Source organism: Chryseobacterium sp. Chry.R1, assembly GCF_039645525.1.
Classification (GTDB): Bacteria; Bacteroidota; Bacteroidia; order Flavobacteriales; family Weeksellaceae; genus Chryseobacterium; species Chryseobacterium proteolyticum.
Genome location: NZ_CP151793.1, coordinates 2,120,985 through 2,139,781, shown reverse-complemented (window position 1 = coordinate 2,139,781; position 18,797 = coordinate 2,120,985). Strand labels below are relative to the sequence as shown.

At 35.7% G+C, this 18,797-nt stretch carries 19 protein-coding genes; 8 read left to right on the top strand and 11 right to left on the bottom strand.

What is annotated here, in order from left to right:
- Positions 1 to 79 precede the first annotated feature (79 nt).
- Positions 80 to 1,330 (bottom strand): cation:dicarboxylase symporter family transporter, encoded by a 1,251-nt coding sequence (locus AAEU33_RS09885; RefSeq protein ID WP_345992379.1) that lies wholly within the window; start codon positions 1,328 to 1,330, stop codon positions 80 to 82.
- A 200-nt stretch (positions 1,331 to 1,530) separates the two neighbouring features.
- On the opposite strand from AAEU33_RS09885, the gene AAEU33_RS09880 reads away from it, so the two are divergent.
- From AAEU33_RS09880 to AAEU33_RS09865, 4 genes are all read left to right on the top strand, one after another.
- On the top strand, positions 1,531 to 2,013 hold the full coding sequence (locus AAEU33_RS09880) for a BON domain-containing protein (protein ID WP_172279915.1): 483 nt from the start codon (positions 1,531 to 1,533) through the stop codon (positions 2,011 to 2,013).
- A gap of 6 nt (positions 2,014 to 2,019) precedes the next feature.
- Positions 2,020 to 2,439: an SH3 domain-containing protein gene (locus AAEU33_RS09875; RefSeq protein WP_172279917.1), complete on the top strand. Its 420-nt coding sequence runs from the start codon at positions 2,020 to 2,022 to the stop codon at positions 2,437 to 2,439.
- A gap of 75 nt (positions 2,440 to 2,514) precedes the next feature.
- On the top strand, positions 2,515 to 5,286 hold the full coding sequence (locus AAEU33_RS09870; RefSeq protein WP_345992376.1) for an outer membrane beta-barrel protein: 2,772 nt from the start codon (positions 2,515 to 2,517) through the stop codon (positions 5,284 to 5,286).
- Between the two features lie 125 nt (positions 5,287 to 5,411).
- Entirely contained in the window at positions 5,412 to 7,271 is a 1,860-nt protein-coding gene (locus tag AAEU33_RS09865) for a CocE/NonD family hydrolase (RefSeq protein ID WP_345992374.1), read from the top strand.
- Positions 7,272 to 7,392: 121 nt separating this feature from the next.
- Here the strand turns inward: AAEU33_RS09865 and AAEU33_RS09860 are convergent, their stop codons facing one another.
- From AAEU33_RS09860 to speB, 4 genes are all read right to left on the bottom strand, one after another.
- Positions 7,393 to 8,001: an alpha-ketoglutarate-dependent dioxygenase AlkB gene (locus AAEU33_RS09860; RefSeq protein ID WP_273649002.1), complete on the bottom strand. Its 609-nt coding sequence runs from the start codon at positions 7,999 to 8,001 to the stop codon at positions 7,393 to 7,395.
- A 2-nt stretch (positions 8,002 to 8,003) separates the two neighbouring features.
- Positions 8,004 to 8,714 (bottom strand): class I SAM-dependent methyltransferase, encoded by a 711-nt coding sequence (locus AAEU33_RS09855; protein ID WP_345992372.1) that lies wholly within the window; start codon positions 8,712 to 8,714, stop codon positions 8,004 to 8,006.
- Positions 8,715 to 8,732: 18 nt separating this feature from the next.
- Positions 8,733 to 9,545 (bottom strand): bifunctional helix-turn-helix domain-containing protein/methylated-DNA--[protein]-cysteine S-methyltransferase, encoded by an 813-nt coding sequence (locus AAEU33_RS09850; RefSeq protein WP_345992371.1) that lies wholly within the window; start codon positions 9,543 to 9,545, stop codon positions 8,733 to 8,735.
- A gap of 68 nt (positions 9,546 to 9,613) precedes the next feature.
- Positions 9,614 to 10,468 (bottom strand): agmatinase, encoded by an 855-nt coding sequence (gene speB, locus AAEU33_RS09845; protein WP_172279929.1) that lies wholly within the window; start codon positions 10,466 to 10,468, stop codon positions 9,614 to 9,616.
- A gap of 183 nt (positions 10,469 to 10,651) precedes the next feature.
- Here speB and AAEU33_RS09840 point away from each other — a divergent pair, with 183 nt between their 5' ends.
- Positions 10,652 to 11,314 carry an HAD family phosphatase gene (locus AAEU33_RS09840; RefSeq protein WP_345992369.1) on the top strand — a complete coding sequence of 221 codons (663 nt, stop codon included), beginning with the start codon at positions 10,652 to 10,654 and terminating at the stop codon, positions 11,312 to 11,314.
- Between the two features lie 56 nt (positions 11,315 to 11,370).
- Here AAEU33_RS09840 and AAEU33_RS09835 read toward each other — a convergent pair whose 3' ends face one another.
- The 5 genes from AAEU33_RS09835 to AAEU33_RS09815 form a co-directional block, all read right to left on the bottom strand.
- Positions 11,371 to 12,762 carry an arginine decarboxylase gene (locus tag AAEU33_RS09835; protein ID WP_172279933.1) on the bottom strand — a complete coding sequence of 464 codons (1,392 nt, stop codon included), beginning with the start codon at positions 12,760 to 12,762 and terminating at the stop codon, positions 11,371 to 11,373.
- 130 nt (positions 12,763 to 12,892) lie between these two features.
- On the bottom strand, positions 12,893 to 13,765 hold the full coding sequence (locus tag AAEU33_RS09830; protein WP_345992367.1) for a tyrosine-protein phosphatase: 873 nt from the start codon (positions 13,763 to 13,765) through the stop codon (positions 12,893 to 12,895).
- 103 nt (positions 13,766 to 13,868) lie between these two features.
- Positions 13,869 to 14,516 (bottom strand): thiamine diphosphokinase, encoded by a 648-nt coding sequence (locus tag AAEU33_RS09825; RefSeq protein WP_345992365.1) that lies wholly within the window; start codon positions 14,514 to 14,516, stop codon positions 13,869 to 13,871.
- Positions 14,506 to 15,075: a cob(I)yrinic acid a,c-diamide adenosyltransferase gene (locus tag AAEU33_RS09820; protein ID WP_273649011.1), complete on the bottom strand. Its 570-nt coding sequence runs from the start codon at positions 15,073 to 15,075 to the stop codon at positions 14,506 to 14,508. Before AAEU33_RS09820 ends, AAEU33_RS09825 begins: the two co-directional genes overlap by 11 nt.
- A 113-nt stretch (positions 15,076 to 15,188) precedes the next feature.
- Complete coding sequence (locus tag AAEU33_RS09815; RefSeq protein ID WP_273649013.1) at positions 15,189 to 15,773, bottom strand: hypothetical protein; 585 nt, start codon at positions 15,771 to 15,773, stop codon at positions 15,189 to 15,191.
- 169 nt (positions 15,774 to 15,942) lie between these two features.
- Between AAEU33_RS09815 and AAEU33_RS09810 the strand changes: the two genes are divergently transcribed.
- On the top strand, positions 15,943 to 16,434 hold the full coding sequence (locus AAEU33_RS09810) for a DinB family protein (protein ID WP_345992363.1): 492 nt from the start codon (positions 15,943 to 15,945) through the stop codon (positions 16,432 to 16,434).
- A 179-nt stretch (positions 16,435 to 16,613) separates the two neighbouring features.
- Here the strand turns inward: AAEU33_RS09810 and AAEU33_RS09805 are convergent, their stop codons facing one another.
- A complete protein-coding gene (locus tag AAEU33_RS09805) occupies positions 16,614 to 17,567 on the bottom strand; it encodes a YafY family protein (protein ID WP_345992361.1) in 954 nt (317 codons plus the stop codon).
- 100 nt (positions 17,568 to 17,667) lie between these two features.
- Here AAEU33_RS09805 and AAEU33_RS09800 point away from each other — a divergent pair, with 100 nt between their 5' ends.
- Both AAEU33_RS09800 and AAEU33_RS09795 read left to right on the top strand, forming a co-directional pair.
- Positions 17,668 to 18,237, top strand: a complete 570-nt coding sequence (locus AAEU33_RS09800; protein ID WP_273649021.1) for a Crp/Fnr family transcriptional regulator — start codon at positions 17,668 to 17,670, stop codon at positions 18,235 to 18,237.
- A 77-nt stretch (positions 18,238 to 18,314) separates the two neighbouring features.
- Entirely contained in the window at positions 18,315 to 18,776 is a 462-nt protein-coding gene (locus AAEU33_RS09795; RefSeq protein ID WP_345992359.1) for a carboxymuconolactone decarboxylase family protein, read from the top strand.
- The last annotated feature ends 21 nt before the right edge of the window (positions 18,777 to 18,797 follow it).

Below are 18,797 nucleotides of genomic sequence, written 5' to 3'. Positions count from 1 at the left end.
AAAGAGGTTTTTTATTTAGATCATAGGAGAATCTTCAATTCGTCATATTGTAAACTCTAATACTTATATTCAGAATAAGTTACGCTTCTACAACAGGATTTTCAAGCTGTCCCTCCCATTTGGATACTGCGGACGTAGCCAAAGCATTTCCTAATACATTTGTCATACTTCTTCCGATGTCACAGAAATGGTCAATAGGTAAAATCAAAGCAATTCCCTCCGGTGGAATTCCGAACATGGAACAAGTCGCCACAATAATTACCAGAGAAGCTCTCGGGACACCTGCAATTCCTTTAGAGGTAAGCATTAAAACCAAAAGCATCGTGATCTGCTGTCCCAGGGTCATTTCAATTCCATAGATCTGAGCAATAAATATTGAAGCAAACGTCATATACATCATACTTCCATCCAAATTGAATGAATATCCCAAAGGTAAGATGAAAGACACTACCCTGCTGTTACAACCAAATTTTTCCAGTTCTTCAACCAACTTTGGAAAAACAGCCTCGGAACTTGTTGTAGAAAAAGCAATAAGCAAAGGAGCTTTAATTCTTTTTAATAACTCAAACAAACGATTCCCTAAAATCAGATATCCGACCAATAGCAACACCAGCCAAAGAACACCTAAAGCAAAGAAGAAATCTCTGAGATAAACTGCATATACTTTAAAAATTTCAAAGCCATTCACCGCTACCACAGCAGCAATAGCACCAAGTACACCCAATGGTGCAAACCACATAATATATCCTACCATTTTCAAAATGGCATGGGCTACAATATCAAATAGTTTGATAACAGGTTTTGCATATTCTTCACCCAGATTAGCCAGTGCAACACCAAACATAATCGAAAACACTACGATCTGCAATACCTCATTGGTTGCAAAAGCCTCAAATAAACTTTTCGGGATAACGTGCTTTACGAAATCTTCCAGAGTAAATCCTTTACTGCTTTTTAAAAGCTCTTCCGCTGAAGCAGCATCCTGAATCGGAAGTTTGGTAACATGCCCGGGTTCAAGCCAGTTTACCAACATCAACCCGATAAAAAGAGACATCAGCGATGCAGAGATAAACCACAACATTGCTTTTGTTCCTACTCTGCCTATCATCTTGATATCGCTCATCTTGGCAATTCCCACTACAAGAGTGGTAAATACCAATGGAGCAATGATCATCTGTACCAGCCTGATGAAAATAGTTCCGAGTAATTTAATATTTTTAGAAAAAGGTTCTGCACTTTCCGGATACTGTACGTGAACAATTCCTCCAATTCCTACACCCAAGATAAGTGCAATAATAATCGCTATAAACAGCTTATTTTGTCCTTTCATATAAATAATTCAACTTGCGCAAATATAATAGTTTTTAAATTGTGTGCTATTACTTATTAAATTGGACATAGTTAAAATTAAAATACTGGTTTTAAAAACTTTGTAAAAAAATTAAGAAACATTTAGTCAATTTTTAATCATTTGGTATAAATTTTATTGTTACATTTATAGTATCAATACATTAAATTAAATATACAACTATGAAAAAAACTATTGCAATGGCTGCCTTAGCTCTGGCAGTATCGTTCGGTGCTATTTCTTGTAAAAAGAAAGTTTCTGATGCTGATCTTCAGACTCAAGCTACCACGATTGTAACGTCCAACCCAAGTGCTTCCGTTGAAGTAAAAGATGGTGTAGCCCACCTAAGTGGAACATTTCCTGATCAGGCTTCTAAAGATGCAATGATCAAACAACTAAAAGCAGTAAATGGTGTAAAAGACGTTATGGATATGGCGACTATTGCTCCTGCAACTCCTCCGGTTGAAACGCAATCTGCAGTAGATCCGGCAGTTCAGAAAAAAGTTCAGGATGCTGTAAAAGATTTCCCTTCTGTGAAAGTAGAAGTTGTAAACGGTGAATTAACGCTTACTGGAAACGTTTCTAAAGAACAGGCTAGAAAAATCAAGCAATCTGTGGATGCTTTGAAAGCAGGAAAAGTAAATTATAACTACACTGTAAAATAATTTAAAATGAGCACATTACAAGATAAATATTCAAGTGTAATTTCAGCAGCTCAGTCTGCAGGAATTTCAAACCTTCAGGTTCAGGAACAGGATGGAATTTTATACATCTCAGGAGCAGCTTCCAATACTGCAGCAAAAGATGCTGTGTGGAATGCTTTGGGGACTATCGATTCTACTTACTCTGCTTCCGATATTAATGTAGATGTACAGGTTGCAGGTCTTGCATCAGGAGCAGCGCTTACAGTGGCTACTGAAGATTCAAACCTGAACATCAGACAAGAACCTTCTACGGAAGCTGCTGTTGTAGGAAAAGCGTCTAAAGGTTCTTCTGTAACCTTAATTGAACAGACTTCAGACGATTGGTGGAAAGTAAAAACTGCCGATGGACAAGAAGGATATGCTTATTCAAGATATTTGAGAGCTTAATTCATGACAATAAATATTGAATCCCTGAAATTTCTTTCAGGGATTTTTTTTACTTTTGAGTCGAAAAAGTAATAAATGAAGAAAATTTTGCTGGTATTGATTATTTTGATCAATACTGCGATCTTAAACGGTCAAAAACTCGCCATCGATGGAAAAGTGATGAATTTTGAAAAAAAGCCTGTAGAAAACGCCACCGTTTATCTTCTCAAACAAAAAGATTATTCCATTATCAATTATACCCCCACTAATAAAGAAGGTAAATTTTCTTTAAAAACAGATGCATACAATGAACCTACCGTTCTGAAAATTGATGCTGAAAAATTAGTATCCTATTCTAAAAATATAGAGAAAATAAATCAATCCCTCTCATTAGGCTCTATTGAACTGGAAAAAAATTCTGTTTTTAATATTGAAGAGGTGAAGCTTACCGTTTCTCCGGTAAAAATTAAAAAAGACACTATCGAATTTAATGCATCCTCGATCAAAGTACGGCCTGATAGTAAAATCGAGGAACTGCTTAAACAGATTCCCGGAGTTGAAATCAGTAACGAAGGAAAAATTACAGTAAATGGTAAAGATGTGGATCAGATCATGATCAATGGAAAACCTTTTTTCGATAAAGACGGCAAAATTGCATTACAGAATCTTCCGGCAGATATTATAAAAAATATTCAGTTTACGACTACTAAAACCAAAGAGGAAGAGCTCAATGGAAAAACGGCGAAATCAAACAATACAACCATCAACTTCAATATTGACGAAAAGAAAAACAAAGGACTTATTTCCAGGTTAACTCTGGGCTATGGTTCTGATAAACGTTATGAAGGAAGCGGCCTTATAAGCTTCTTTAAAAAGGACACGAAAATAAGCCTGCTGGCTTCATCCAATAATATTAATTCCCAGGGCTTTTCCAATGATGAGGTCTTTGACAGCATGGGACGTGGAAGAAATTCCTGGATGATGCAGGGAGGAAGCGTAATGACGGTAGGAGGCAATACGTATTATTACCAAGGAGGAGGCAACACCAAAGGAATCCAGAGGTCTACAACGATAGGATTTAATTATAGTGATAAATTGGGAAAAGATGCAGACCTTGAGACCATGAGCTTCATGCATTCGAATAATAATCTGAAAACACGATCTAAAGTTTCAAGAACAACCTTACTTCCGGATTATACATTAAAAACCAACTCCGAAAGCAGTGGAGAAAACGAAAACAGACAATATAATTTTGATACTGCTGCACGGATTAAATTAGATTCGTTAACCAGTATTTACATTTCACCTTCATTTTCCAGAAGCGAAGGATCTAATTTTAATAATTCAAAATCATCCACTTTTAGGGATAACACCCTTCTCAACGAAAGTGATGCTTACACAAGTACAGATTCTGAGAGCAATTCATTCAATCCGAATATCTATTTTTCGAGAAAGTTCAGAAAAAAAGGGCGCGTTGTATACGCCAATATCAACAGCAATATTTCGGAATCTAAAAGTAATAATTTAAACCAGTCCAGGACTGTATTTTATCAGAACAACGGGACTAATGATGACAGAAACCAACTCGCTAAAAATAAAACACAAAACAGCAATTACCGTTTTAGTACAGGATATACGGAACCTCTTTCAGATTCTGCTACCGTAAGCCTTAATTTAAATTATGAAGCAAAGATCTCCGGAGCTGAGAGAAACGTTAATGACTTTGATGCCAATACCGGGCAGTACTCAAAATACAACTCTGTTCTTTCAAACAGCATGGATCAAAAAATTAATCAGCTTTCCCCGGAGTTGAGTTTTGAGCTCAATAAAAACAAAATCAACATCTGGTCTTCCGTGAATCTTCAGATTTCCGATATGAAAGTGAACTCTGTTTTTAATGATCAACAATATGACCTTCAGAAGAGCTTTGTTCTTCCCAGCTATAATCTTAACCTGCAATATCAATTTTCCCAGAATAAAAGGCTAAGCCTCTACAATTATGCTGACTTTAATATTCCAAGCGCTGAGCAGCTAACTCCTTATGAAGACCTTTCCAATCCTTTAATTACCTACAAGGGAAATCCGGATCTTAAAAATACCTGGACCAACAGAACCTATCTTTACTTCAGTAATTATAATATGGTAAAAGATATCAATTATTATGTGAATATTGGATTTACCTACGGAAATAATGATGTTACCAATTATTCCTATTATGATAATTCGGGAAAACAGTTTGTTACATATGCCAACATAAGTGGTAATAAAAATATCAACCTTGGTGGTGGATTCAGTAAAAGTTTTAAATGGAAGGAAAATAAGCTTGTGATTAATCCAAGAATTAATACGAGTTACGGCTATAACAGAGGTTTTATCAATAGCCAACAATTCAGCAGCGGGACATACAGTATTAATCCCGGATTAAATCTTACTTATGAAGTTAAAGACAAGTTCACCATTAAACCTTCCTACTCAATCGGATACAACTTCTCTAACTACACCAATTATAGTATTGAAAAAGTTCAAACCACCAATCAGGTGTTAAAACTCCAATTAACCAATTATCTTTTTAAAAGCAATCTTGTTTTTGGAAATGATTTTGAGTACAATACAAATTCTAATATTGCTCCGGGATTCAAACGCGATTTTTATTTCTGGAATACAAGCCTCGGATACTCTTTTTTCAAGAAACAGCTTACTGCAAAAATTAAAGTATATGATGTTTTGAATCAAAATCAGAGCGTAAGAAGAACCATTACCAATTCATATTTTGAGGACCGGGATGACCTTATCCTGAAACGTTATGTTATGTTCTCCTTAAGCATGAAGCTGAATAAATTTGCAGGAAAAAAGATGCGTAATCAGTAACCATAGGACGATAATATATAAAAAAAGGCCGAATTGATTCGGCCTTTTTTATTATTTGGCAGTAATGGGTAATATTTATCGTGGTAAACGCGTTTTTATTTTTAAATTAGCTTCAAATTTTATTTATGAAAACCCATATTTCCATTTTATTTATTTTCATTTTCATTTTGGGTAATGCACAAAATGCATCACAAAAGGACAATTTTGTGAAAGATAATTTTACCAAACAAGAATTTTATATTCCCATGCGTGATGGTGTTAAACTTTTTACAGCAGTATATATTCCTAAAGATATAACCAATAAAAACAAATATCCGTTTCTGATGCAGAGAACCTGCTACAGCATTGCACCTTATGGTGAGAATGAATATAAAACTAAAGTAGGCCCAAATCAGTACCTGATGAAGGATAAATATATTTTTGTGTACCAGGATGTCCGCGGAAGATATATGAGTGAGGGAACTTTCACGAACATGACGCCTCAGGTAGAACGTCAATCGAAAAAAGATGTCGATGAAAGTACGGATACCTATGATACGATAGAATGGCTATTGAAAAACGTCAAAAACAACAATGGAAAAGTAGGTCAATTTGGAACTTCTTATCCTGGTTTTTATACAGCTGTAGGGATTTTAGCGGATCATCCGGCACTGGTTGCATCATCACCTCAGGCACCTATTTCTGATTTCTGGAATGACGATTTTCTTCACAACGGAAAATTTATGCTGGGATACTTCAGAACCTTCCCTGTTTTTGGGGTTCAGAAGACCAAAGCTGAAAAACAGGCATGGTACATGGATACTTTTGTAAAGCAGACATCAGAAGACGGACTGAAATTCTACAGGGAAATGGGAACCTTAAAGGACGGCTATGACAAATACTATAAGAACAACTTCTTCATGACCGAAATAATGAACCATCCTAATTATGATGAGTACTGGCAGAAAAGAAGCCTTTTACCTCATCTTAAAAATGTAAAGCATGCAGTAATGACCGTTGGAGGATGGTTTGATGCTGAAGATTTATCCGGTCCTTTGAATATTTATAAAGCGATAGAAAAATCCAGCCCGAAAGCAAAAAACACCATTGTTATGGGACCTTTTTCTCATGGCGGATGGTCACAGGAAATGGGAAAACATTTTCATAATGAAATTTATTTCGGAGACAGCCTCGCTACCTATTACCAGAAGAACATCGAGACAAGATTTTTTAATCACTACCTGAAAGGAAATACCAAAGAAGATGCGGGACTTCCTGAAGCTATGATGTATGATACAGGAGCAAAACAGTGGAAAGAATTTGCATCTTATCCTCCAAAAGATGCTAAAAAAGTTAATTTCTACCTGGCTGACGGAACATTAAAAAGTACTTCTCAACAAGGTTTTTCAGAATATTATAGCGACCCGAATAATCCGGTATTAAGCTCAACAAGCTTAAAGGATTTTAATGGATTTACTCCCAGAAATTATATGTCGGAAGATCAAAGGTTTGCGGAAGGAAGACCCGATGTTGTTACTTTTACAACAGATGCTTTATCAGAAGACATGACTTTCGCGGGAGAGATTATGGCAAAATTAAACATCGCCTCTACTTCCACGGATGCTGATTTCGCTGTAAAACTCATTGATGTATATCCAGAGGATTTCAAACCTGTTGAGAAAAAAGACGGTGTTGTGTATGGTAATTATCACCAGATGGTAAGAAGTGAAATTATGCCTGCGAGATTCAGAAACTCAAGGGAAAAAGCCGAAGCTTTAGTTCCTGGTCAGAAAACAGCGGTTCAATTCAGACTTCAGGATGTGGTTCATACGTTTAAAAAGGGACATAAAATCCAGATCCAGATCAGCAGTACATGGTTCCCGCTCTTTTCTGTAAATCCACAGAAATTCATGGATAATCCGAACATGGCTTCTAAAGAAGATTATACCAAAGCATTCATAAGAATTTATAATGACAGCTCAATTGAAGCTGAGGTGATAAAATAAAAAAATCGGGTGACTTCAGGAACTTTAGTCACTTCTCTTCTAATACTTGTAGTATGGTTTTATAATAAAGACCATTGTTTATAAACAAAAAGGTGGCTTCGAAAATCTCAGCCACCTTTTTTTATTCTTCAATCGTTCTGAATGTAAGGTTTATTCTTGGAGTTTTTACCTTTGTAGTTGGGGGAAGCCTGTGGAGCCAGTTATCCTGTGTTATTCCTTTCATTACCAATAGGCTTCCGTTTTGTAAGAAAATCTCCACTTTCTCTTTGGTTTGTTTGTGTTTAAACAAAAATTTCCGTTCCGCTCCAAAGGTTACCGATGCAATGGCACCATGCTTTTTCAGGTCTTTTTCACTATCACTATGATAAGCCATCCCTTCACTGCCGTCATGATATAAATTGAGAAGACATGAGTTATAGGTTTCTCCTGATATTTCCTCACACTTTTTCTTTAATTCCAATAGCTCAGGCGTCCATAGCGTCGCATACTTGGTTCTGTTGGAATAGGTATATTCAAATGCTTTTTCCCCGAACCACGCCACTTTTCTTTTGGTTAGAATAAGTTTACCGAAAATAATGGCTTCGTCATTTTCCCAGGGAATCTGATTCAAAAGATAGTTATAATAGAAATCGGATTTTTCTTTAGAGAAAATGGTTCCGTAATAATTAACCGTTCCGTCTTTGGGAAGGATATTGACCGGAAAATCATATATTTCTTCAAATAAACTCATTCCTATTTTTTTATAGCACGGATACACATGAAAGCCGGAAACTCATTTAGTTCTTTAAAATGTTTCGGATCCAGTTTTTCAAATTCTTTTGTAGGTTTTGGTTCAACCAGTTTATCAATATAAAAACCATTGTCTGTAAGCGGAGTGATGCATTCACTAAGAGGTCTTCTGAAGCTGTTAATTTCAACAGGTTTCCCGAATCCGTTCCATATACAATTTACATGTTCAATTTCGAAATATTTTTCTGAATGAAAGTAATTGTATTCAAAAAATGGATGCTCAATCGATATAATAAGACTACCATCAGGTTTCAAAATCCTGCAAAATTCTTGAATGGTAAAATTCCAATCCTCTATATAATGAAGCGCTAATGCACAAATAATAGTATCAAAGCTTCGATCTTCAAACATTTCAAGGGGTGAAGATAAATCATGGACGAAAAAATCTTTTTCATTATTATTTCTTTCACGTGTCAGCATGACCATTTTCTGACTGATATCAAAACCTTTTACTGTCGCTCCCTCAGATATTAGGATTTCAGCATATTTCCCCGGACCACAAGCCGCATCAAGGATAAATTTACCCTTTACCTCAGGAATAAGCTCCAATGTATTCGGTCTGTCATAATAGGCATTATGTGGTTTGTGATCGATCAGCTCATTATATTTCTCAGCGATCTCCTCATAAGCAGATAAGATTTTATGTTTGATCATGATTGTATCCTTTGATTTCTAGATTGAATCTATTGCATTGGAAGTGCGTGAACTTTCCCAACCGATAATAAGTTGTTTTCTGTCTTTCCCCCAACGGTAACCGCCCATGTTCCCTGACGATTGAATGACCCTGTGACAAGGAATAAGAAAGGCTACAGGATTACTTCCAATAGCTGTTCCTACTGCTCTGGAAGCTTTAGGATTGCCTATTTTCCCGGCCAGATTACCATAAGTAGACAGTTTTCCCATAGGAATTGTCAGAAGGCTTTCCCAGACTTTTAACTGAAAATCAGTGCCCTTAAGGTGAAGTTTTACGGTATTTAACTTGTTCCAGTCTTTACCGAAAATAGACAAGGCATCTTTTTGAAACTGATCCTGCTTCTCATAAAAGGAAGCATTAGGAAACTGGGCTTTCAGATTTCCTAATGCCATTTCTTGATTATTTTCAAAGGCCAGATGGCAAATTCCTTTTTCGGTAGAAGCTACCAGAATGTTCCCAAATGGACTTTCTGAAAAACTATGGTTAATTATCAGACTTTTTCCGCCATTTTTAAACTCAGCCGGAGACATTCCCTCTATTTTTACAAATAAGTCATGAAGCCTGCTTGTACTGGAAAGCCCGGTCTCATAAGCAGCATCAAATACGCTCAATTTCTCTTCTTTCAAAAGACTTTTGGCATGTTCTATACTGATGAACTGTAAAAATTTTTTAGGACTAAGATGCACTTTTTCTGCTACTTCTTCCAGACTCGGCTGAAGTTTAAAATTACTTTGGATATACTCTATCGCTTTAGCGATTCTGTTGTAATCTATTTGACTTTGTGTAGACATATCTTTGTATTTTATCTCACAAATTTCCAAAGAAAATCCCGCAGAAAAAATCCGATTCTTGTGGAATTTTAATCCTGGCTGATGTGATAATAAGCTAACATTTTGTAATATAGTTTAGCGGCAAGGAAGGCGCTTGGCTTAGCCATCGGAGAATCCATCAATTCCACAATATCAAAAGCCACAACATTACATTTTTCAAATACTTTTCTTAATAATTCCAACGTTGGATACCATTGCAGACCTCCGGGTTCTGGTGTTCCAGTAGATGGACAGATAGATGGGTCAAAAGCATCCAGATCGATTGTAATATATACATTTCCGGAAACTTTTTCTAAAACATCATTGATCCAGTTATCGTTTACAGCAATTTCATGTGCAAAAAACACTCTTCCTTCAGGTAAATACTGGTATTCTTCAACATCCATTGAACGGATACCCACCTGAACCAGGTTGTGCTTCTGATTAGCTTCAAAAACAGCACATGCATGATTGGAAGTAGAACCATGGAATTCAGGACGTAAATCCGTGTGAGCATCCAGTTGTAATACTGTTAAATTATCATATTTCTCACCTACTGCACGGATCGAACCAATAGAAACAGAGTGTTCACCACCAAAAAGGGTAAACAACTTTCCTTCATTCTGCAAAAGCTCTTTTGTTTTTTGATAAACGGCCTCGGTCATCGCTTCAGGTGTAGCATTTTCAGATACTTCTCCGGCAAGATAAACACCATCAAGGTAAGGCTCGGTTCCTGTCTCTATGTCATAAAGCTCCATGTTTTCAGAAGCATTAAGGAATAATTCAGGACCTTTATCCGCTCCTTTACCCCATGTTGAGGTTCCGTCGTAAGGAACGGTAACCAACATTACTTTTGAGTTTTCTAATGACGCATTTTCTTCAGGAATTCCCGCGTATGTTTTCATGTTTTTATTTAAAAATTAAATGATTTAAAATTTGAAATACTTCCCGCAAAGATACAAAGAAGTTGGAAGCCGGAAGCAAGAGAAGGGAAGTTTTTAAAGGTATCAACAAACTCACAGCCTCTATAAAATTCTAACTTCTTACATCTCCTCTAAAATTCACTACCTTTGCAAAAAAAATCAAATATGTCCTTAAAAGCGGTGCTTTTTGATATGGATGGGGTAATTGTAGATACAGAACCATTGCATAGAAAAGCTTACTTCAAGATGTTCGAAGATCTTAAAATTCAGGTATCTGAAGAACTTTACACTTCATTTACCGGAGCTTCCACCAAAAAAGTCTGCGAAACATTAATTCAGATATTCGGGCTTAACCATACTTATCAGGAGTTGACCAATATAAAAAGGGATTATTTTAAAGATTACTTCTATAATGATGCCGATTTTGACCTTATTCCCGGGGTGAGAAAACTGATAGAACATTACTATGAAAATAATATTCAGCTCATTGTGGCCTCTTCCGCAAGCATGGTAACCATCAATATGGTTTTTGAAAAATTCGGACTTGAAAAATATTTCAACGGGAAAATCAGTGGTGCTGAGTTAAAAGAATCAAAACCTCATCCTGAAGTTTTTCTTTTGGCAGCCCAGCTGGCTGAACAGCCGATAGAAAACTGCCTGGTAATTGAAGATTCTACCAATGGAATTCTGGCCGCTCATAATGCTAACATTTTCTGTGCCGCCTATAAAAGTGAACATTCCCATAATCAGGATTATTCCCTGGCTAACATTACCATCTCAGATTATACTGAACTGGAATTAGATAAAATCTCAGATTATTTTAGATAAAAAAAGGTTCTCGATCGAGAACCTTTTTTTATACTGATCCGTCTCCAAGAGGAGCGTTAGTATCCCAAAAGTTTTAAAACATCTTCCGGCTCCTGTCTTTCACGGAATATTTCATATTGAAACTCTCCGTTTTCATCTTTCTGAATCAGAATATGTCTTGGCTGAGGCATTAAGCAATGATGCACTCCTCCGTATCCTCCAATCGTTTCCTGATAAGCTCCTGTATGGAAGAAACCAATATATAAGGGTTTTGTATCACTGAAAACAGGCAGGTAGATTGCATTGGTATGCTGTTCGGAATTATAATAATCATCCGAATCACACGTTAAGCCTCCCAGAAATACTCTTTCATAAGTATCTTCCCAACGATTCAGAGGAAGCATGATAAAGTGTCTTGAAATCGCCCATGTATCAGGAAGTGTCGTCATGAATGAAGAATCGATCATGTTCCACTTTTCTCTGTCGTTCTGACGTTTTTGCGAAATAATTTTATAGAGGTTAGCTCCACTTTCTCCTACCGTGAAACTTCCAAATTCAGTATAAATATTCGGTTCCTCTACTCCTTCTTCTTCACAGAATTTTTTAATCTGGGAAACGATTTCTTCAACCATATACTGGTAATCGTAATCAAAGTTCAAAGAAGTCTTAATCGGGAAACCTCCTCCGATGTTCAAAGAATCCACCTCCGGAGCAATTTTCTTCAAACGTGCATATACACGAAGACATTTATATAATTCATTCCAGTAATACGCAGTATCTTTGATCCCTGTATTGATGAAAAAGTGAAGCATTTTCAATCGCGCATTCGGGTGTTCAGCAATTTTCTGACTGTAATAAGGAATAATGTCTTTATATCCTATTCCTAATCTGGATGTATAAAATTCGAATTTCGGTTCTTCCTCGGAAGCAATTCTGATCCCTATATCAAAAGTAGTATCGATACTCTCTGTAAGTTTGTCTAGTTCCCTGTAATTATCAAGGATCGGAGTAATATTTTCAAAACCATTATTAATCATCTCCGAAATTTTTGCCAGATAATCATCTGTTTTGAATCCATTACAGATTACTTCAATATTTTTATCTACTTTACCTTTTTTGTAAAGAGACCTTACAATATCCATATCATAAGCGGAAGATGTTTCAATAGAAATATCATTCTTCAGAGCTTCTTCAATAACAAAATTAAAATGACTGGATTTCGTACAGTAACAATATCTGTAATTTTTCTTATATTCGATTTTCTCAAAAGCCTCCTTGAACCAGCCTTTTGCTTTCTGAATATTCTGAGAAATCTTCGGGAGGTAACTAACCTTTAAAGGAGTTCCAAACTTTTCAACAACATCCATCAAAGGAATATCGTGAAACAACAAATTGTTTTCAGAAACGTTAAATTCTTCTGTTGGAAAATATAACGTCTGATCAATAAGTTCCGAGTATTTTATTTTCATTTTTTAGCAAGTGAATTAAGAATGCAAAATTGCTAAAAAAGTTTGATTTTTTGATGTTAAAATTATTATAATTTTATTTGATCTTCATGAAAGGCTCTATCGAAATCAGCACCCGCTAATTCACCGTTTATTAATATGTAAACTTACGAATATAGAATTGTCTTTTATCATCAGAAATCTCCAACACTTGTTGAATATATACATCTACAGAGCCGTATTTCTTATCAATTTCATTAAATGCGGAATCCAGATAATTTCTCTCTACCCAGCTGAGCTTTTCCAATACTTTGATATCCATTTTAGGATATAGAAAATGCAGGTTTCCAGCCAGCTTTAATCGCTTCATAACCATATCTTCCCTGTAGTTGTTAGACATCAGATAATCATTATAAATTGTTGCTTTATCAAACTTTAAAATGGTCAAAATAAGAGCCGTAATAATACCTGTCCTATCTTTCCCTGCCGTGCAGTGATATAAAACAGGTTGATCTGAATCCAAAATTTCACTAATAATCTTTTTGATCGTTGCCGGATTTTCGGTTACATATTCACGATAAAAATCAACCATTCTTTTATCAGCATCGGCAGAATTTACCTTTCCCTTTAAAACCAGTTTTCTGGCTTGTGATAGCTGGTCTCCCTGATCTTCAAATGCTGAGTATTTTTTATAGCTAAGCTGAGCAGGTAGATGATCAGGCTTCAGACCGATTTCTTTTTCATTTCTGAGATCGATCACCTCCACTATTCCCAGTTTTTTAATCGTGTCAAATGATTTTTTATTAAGCTTATTAAGATGCCCGCTCCTGTAAAAAACACCTTTTCGTAATGTTCTCCCGTCAACATTTTTCATTTCTTCCAATGTCCGGAAATTATGTACTTTTTTCACTCCCGTATTTTCAGCCTGGCTTTTTCCATACTCGGGTGCAGTGAAGTTCTGTGTTTTACAGGAAAAAGCACAGAATAGCACAGTAAAAAGGAATAGTATTTTAAGTAATTTCTTCAATATTCTAGAAAAATTAAGTCGATGTCGATACAAGATACAAAAGTTTCTCCGAATACTCAATTTCAAAGGTATTCAGCTTATCGTTCTAAAAACAAACATCAGCTTAATATATTGGTGGATATTCTATATCATCGCGTCCTACAAAAAACAACAAATCGCCGGATTCATAGTGAACGGATACTTCATCTTTAACAGCAAAATTTCGGGTTCCGATCCTTGAAGTAATGCTTAAGCTACCATTTGTAAGAGGCCAGTTCAATCCTTTTGTCGTTATATTTTCCACAATAGGGAAAGGATATAAAGAAATCATTCTATTCTTCACCTTTTGCACTGTAAAATCTTTAGGAATAAAATAATATTCAGAAAATTCATCATAAAATCTTATCTCCAATCTGTCTTTAAAAGTATAAGCAACCGTAAGGTTTCCTAAGAAATGGTCCTGCTCTCCACCACTGGCCCCAAAAACATCTATAGCGCGAAATCCCTTATCCAAGATAATTTCCAGAGCTTTATGAAAGTCTGTTTTATCCTGATCCAGGGTGAGAATAAATTTTTCCTGATATACATCTTCATCAGATCCTGTGTGTGAATCAAAATCACCGGAAATGAAGTCCAATTTATCTAAAGGAAATCTTTTCTCTTTTAAGTAATGAAAAGCACCATCTGTACATGCAATTAAATCATATCCGGATAGGTCAGGAAAGGATTTGGGAGGTTCTCCGTTAATAAAAAGTAATGCTTTATCTTTCATTCGGATTCCAGTATTCTTCCGGTTCGTTATTTAGTTTTGAAATATACCGGGCAAGAACAAAAAGATAATCCGAAAGCCTGTTGAGATATTTAATTAATTCAGGACGAACCTCTTCAGCTTCATTCAGGAAAACCAGAGAACGTTCTGCCCTTCTGCAGATTGTTCTTGCTGCATGAAGAAATGTCGCAGATTTTCCGCCACCGGGAAGTATAAAATATTGAAGAGGATCCAGCTGGGTATCAAAATCATCCATCCAATGCTCTAATTCTTCAATCTCATTTTCTGAAATAATCAACGGAAGCCTGGATTTTCCATTGGCAAGCATTAATTTATCAACCGGAGTTGCTGCTTCAGAGCCCACGGTAAATAAATCAAACTGAATTTTCTTCAATTGCTTTAAAACCTCAACATCTTCAATATGACTTTTTGCAATGCCAATAAAAGAATTCAACTCATCGATATTACCATAACTTTCTACTCTGGCGCTGGCCTTGGAAACTCTTGTTCCTCCGTAAAGAGCGGTTTGGCCTTTATCTCCTGTTTTTGTATAAATTTTCATACGACTAAATTACTTTTTTAAAATTAGCTTTACAATACTTACGGGTTTGTTTCTTATCTTGTTTTGTAATCCTGCTAATAAAAAATGACCGGTAAAAACCAGCCATCTTCAAATTATTTATCTACCTCAACATATTGCAACACTGTCTTGTTTTTAGAATTATAAATAATGGTACTTTTATTGGGAAACCGCTTTAATTTATAATACTCGATACCATTGTCATTCTTTATATCTTCTAAAATGCTTTTATCAATTGTATTTTCAGGCAGGAACTTTTCAATAAAACTTATTTTATCTACGATGTTTTGTCCGTCTACCCTTCGGGCTGCCTTATCGGACCGAGTTTCATCCGTTGTAGGTTGAGACTCCAGAAATGGGATGATATCTTTTTTGTCTGCTTTATACTTAAAAATATATCCTGTAGTGCCATTGGGAAATACAAACTTTTTCCCGTTTTCATCGGATACAACAGCTTTCCCTGAACCAGGAAAAACCTGATTAAATTGAACATCTTCAGAATTTGTCAGGGACTTGATGGACTCATTCACGGTCTTTTTCACCCTCTCTTCCACTGCCTGCTGGGTCCTTTGCTTTACTGTTTCGGTTGTTTCCTGTACAGTCTGATCTATTTTATCACTGATTTTATTACATGATAGTAGTGACAAAGCACTTGTAATTCCTAAAATTAGCTTCTTCATTTCTCTGAAATTATAAATAATACCCGGTACATCTCTCTTTTAAACGTAAAAAACGCAATGATATTTTAGGAGAAAAAAATATTTTTAATGCCCCAAATCCTACTGACAAACTGTTGTCATAACCTGCTCTTATCTTTGTATCAACAATAACAAATTAAACAAAAATATTATGGCAACTACAGCAACAGCAACAAAACAGTTTATGACATCAGACCAATTATTAGAACACTGGCAAGGACACAGAAATCTAACCAGAAGAGTAATTGAAGCGTTTCCTGAAAAAGAATTATTCGAATTTTCTGTAGCAGATATGAGACCATTTGCTAAACTGGCAGTTGAGCTTATCAGCATTGCAGGGCCGGCATTAAAGGGAATTAATGAAAAAAACATGGAGGCTTATAACGAAGAGGGATTCAACCCTAAAACAAAAGAAGAAATACTGAAAAAATGGGACGAAGAAACAGAAGTAATCAACCATTATTTTAATCAGATTTCTGAAGAGCGTATGCAGGAAACGTTCAATCTGTTTGGCCAATATGAATTTCCGGTATATCAGAATATCCTATATTTTATCGATAATGAAATCCATCACCGTGGACAAGGTTATGTTTATCTAAGATCATTAGGAATTGAACCTCCGTTTTTCTGGGAGAGATTTTAATTGTGTTTAAAAATATTTTTCTTCTATCAAATTATTAAATTTAGTGAATGCAAAAGCTTTCAGATTCTCTGAAAGCTTTTGTTTTTTTAACCCGGCAAAATATTTTTAAAGAAAGTAATAATCTTCTCTTTTAGTAGTTAATGCTCATTTTTATACAAATTTCATAATTAATCAGTTGGTTATTGTAATTTCGTCGAAATATTTGTGATCAGCTCACCAATTTTTGTTTTGAGTGTTTCTGGTTCCAAAACTACAGCGTAATCCGCAAATGTAATCAGCCATCTTGGAAATCCCTCTTTGATCCACTCCGTCTCAAAGGTCATCACAACTCCTTCATCGGTTTCAGTTTCGTCTATTAAACCATAGTATCTTTTAGAATTAACGAGATGCCCCATTATTTTCTTATCTACCAGCAATTTTACTTTGGTAACATCATTACCGGAATTTTTCCTATAATCATTAATTCCACCATACTCTTTTGAAAAAGGAATACTGGTTTTGGAAACCTGAAGAATCCGGTCTACCCTGAATTGTCTGAAATCCTGTCTTAACGTACAAAAAGCCATAATGTACCAATAATTAAATTCAAAAAATAAACCTACCGCTTCTATAATCCGGTTAGATACTTTTGAATCCATACTTCTGTATTCTATGGACAGTTGCATTTTTTCTGCAATACTTTCAAGGATCAGGGGGATCACATTTTTAACAGAATCCGTTGATTGAGCATGGTAATTAAAAACATCAACCTGCTTTTCTACTGTCTGTATTAAATTTTTATCGGAATGCCTCAACACTGAACGCACTTTTTCCATAGCCGTCCGGTAATGAGAGCCCAAACTCTCGTGAGAAAACTTTTGCATCAGCTTTTCGGCTGTAATAAAGCTCAAAACTTCTTCTTTTGTAAACATGACAGGAGGAAGTTTATATCCGTCCATTAAAGAATATCCGCTACCCGCTTCTCCGACAATCGGAATCCCCGCATTTTCGAGTGTTTTTACATCCCGATAAATCGTTCTGATGCTTACTTCGAACTTTTCTGCCAGATCCTGAGCCCTTACCAAAGGTTTGGATTGCAGTTGAGTAAGAATTGCTGTTACCCTGTCAAGCTTTTTAAGATAATGGTCATTCATTTTATCCGGTCACTCTAAACTTTTATACAATAATTCCAGATATAGTAAAACCGACAATTTTACCTATATTTAGATATTCAAGAATCACATTTTATTACTAATGAGCTACACCAATTTCATCCAGACTATTGAAAGGATTTCAAATCCTGAACAGGCTGTCATTGATGAACTGATTTCAAAGTTAGAATTAAAAAATTACAGAAAAGGAGATTTTTTATTAAAATCTGATGAAACCTGTAAACATTTTTATTTCCTGCAAAAAGGACTGGTAAAATTGTTCTTTGATAATGGGGATAAAGATTTTATCATGACTTTTTTTGCTGAAAATTCTTTTTTTACGGAATTGAGCGGATTTCTTACCGGTAAACCATCCAAATATATGTTTGTAGCACTAGAGCCTGTGGAAGTATACTCCATTCGCAAATCTGTTGTCGACGACTTATGTAAAAAATACCATTCTGCAGAAACCCTTTTCAGTAAGCTATATTCAAAAGCACCTGTTAACATGATGGGTAGAATAAGTGAAATGCTGGAAGATGATGGCAAGAGGAGATATCATAATTTTCTGAAACAAAAGCCGGAACTTATCCAGCGTATCAGCCTGGGAGACCTTGCGGACTATATTGGCATTACCCAGGTTTCACTAAGCAGGATCCGTGCGCAAAAATGATTTTTTATCATTTGTAAAAAAATCTGAATTAATTGCAATCTACATTTGTCACATAATTAATCAAAAAAAACAAAATTATGTCACAAAGAATCAACGCATTTGCTATGGGAAATAAATCTGTAAATGCACTTCACACGATGGGATATCATGTAGAAAACTCATCTCTTGACAATGCCTTTCTGGAACTTCTTTATTTTCGTGTTTCACAGATGAATGGCTGTGCTTTTTGCCTGGATATGCATTCAAAACAATTAAGGGCAAAGGGTGAAACCGAGCAGCGAATATTTTTGGTAAGTGCCTGGAGAGAATGCCCATTCTACACAGAAAAGGAAAAGGCAGGTCTCTTATGGGCGGAAAAACTTACCGAACTGAACGGAAAAGAAATTGCGGATGCCCTATACCAGGAAGTAAGCAACCATTTTTCTGAAACAGAAATGGTGGATCTTACCATGGCTATTATCGCGATCAACAGCTACAATAGGATAAATATTGCCTTCGGAGCTGAAGTAGGCACTTATCAGGTTCCTCAAAAGAACTAAAAAACTTTTACATTAATAGAA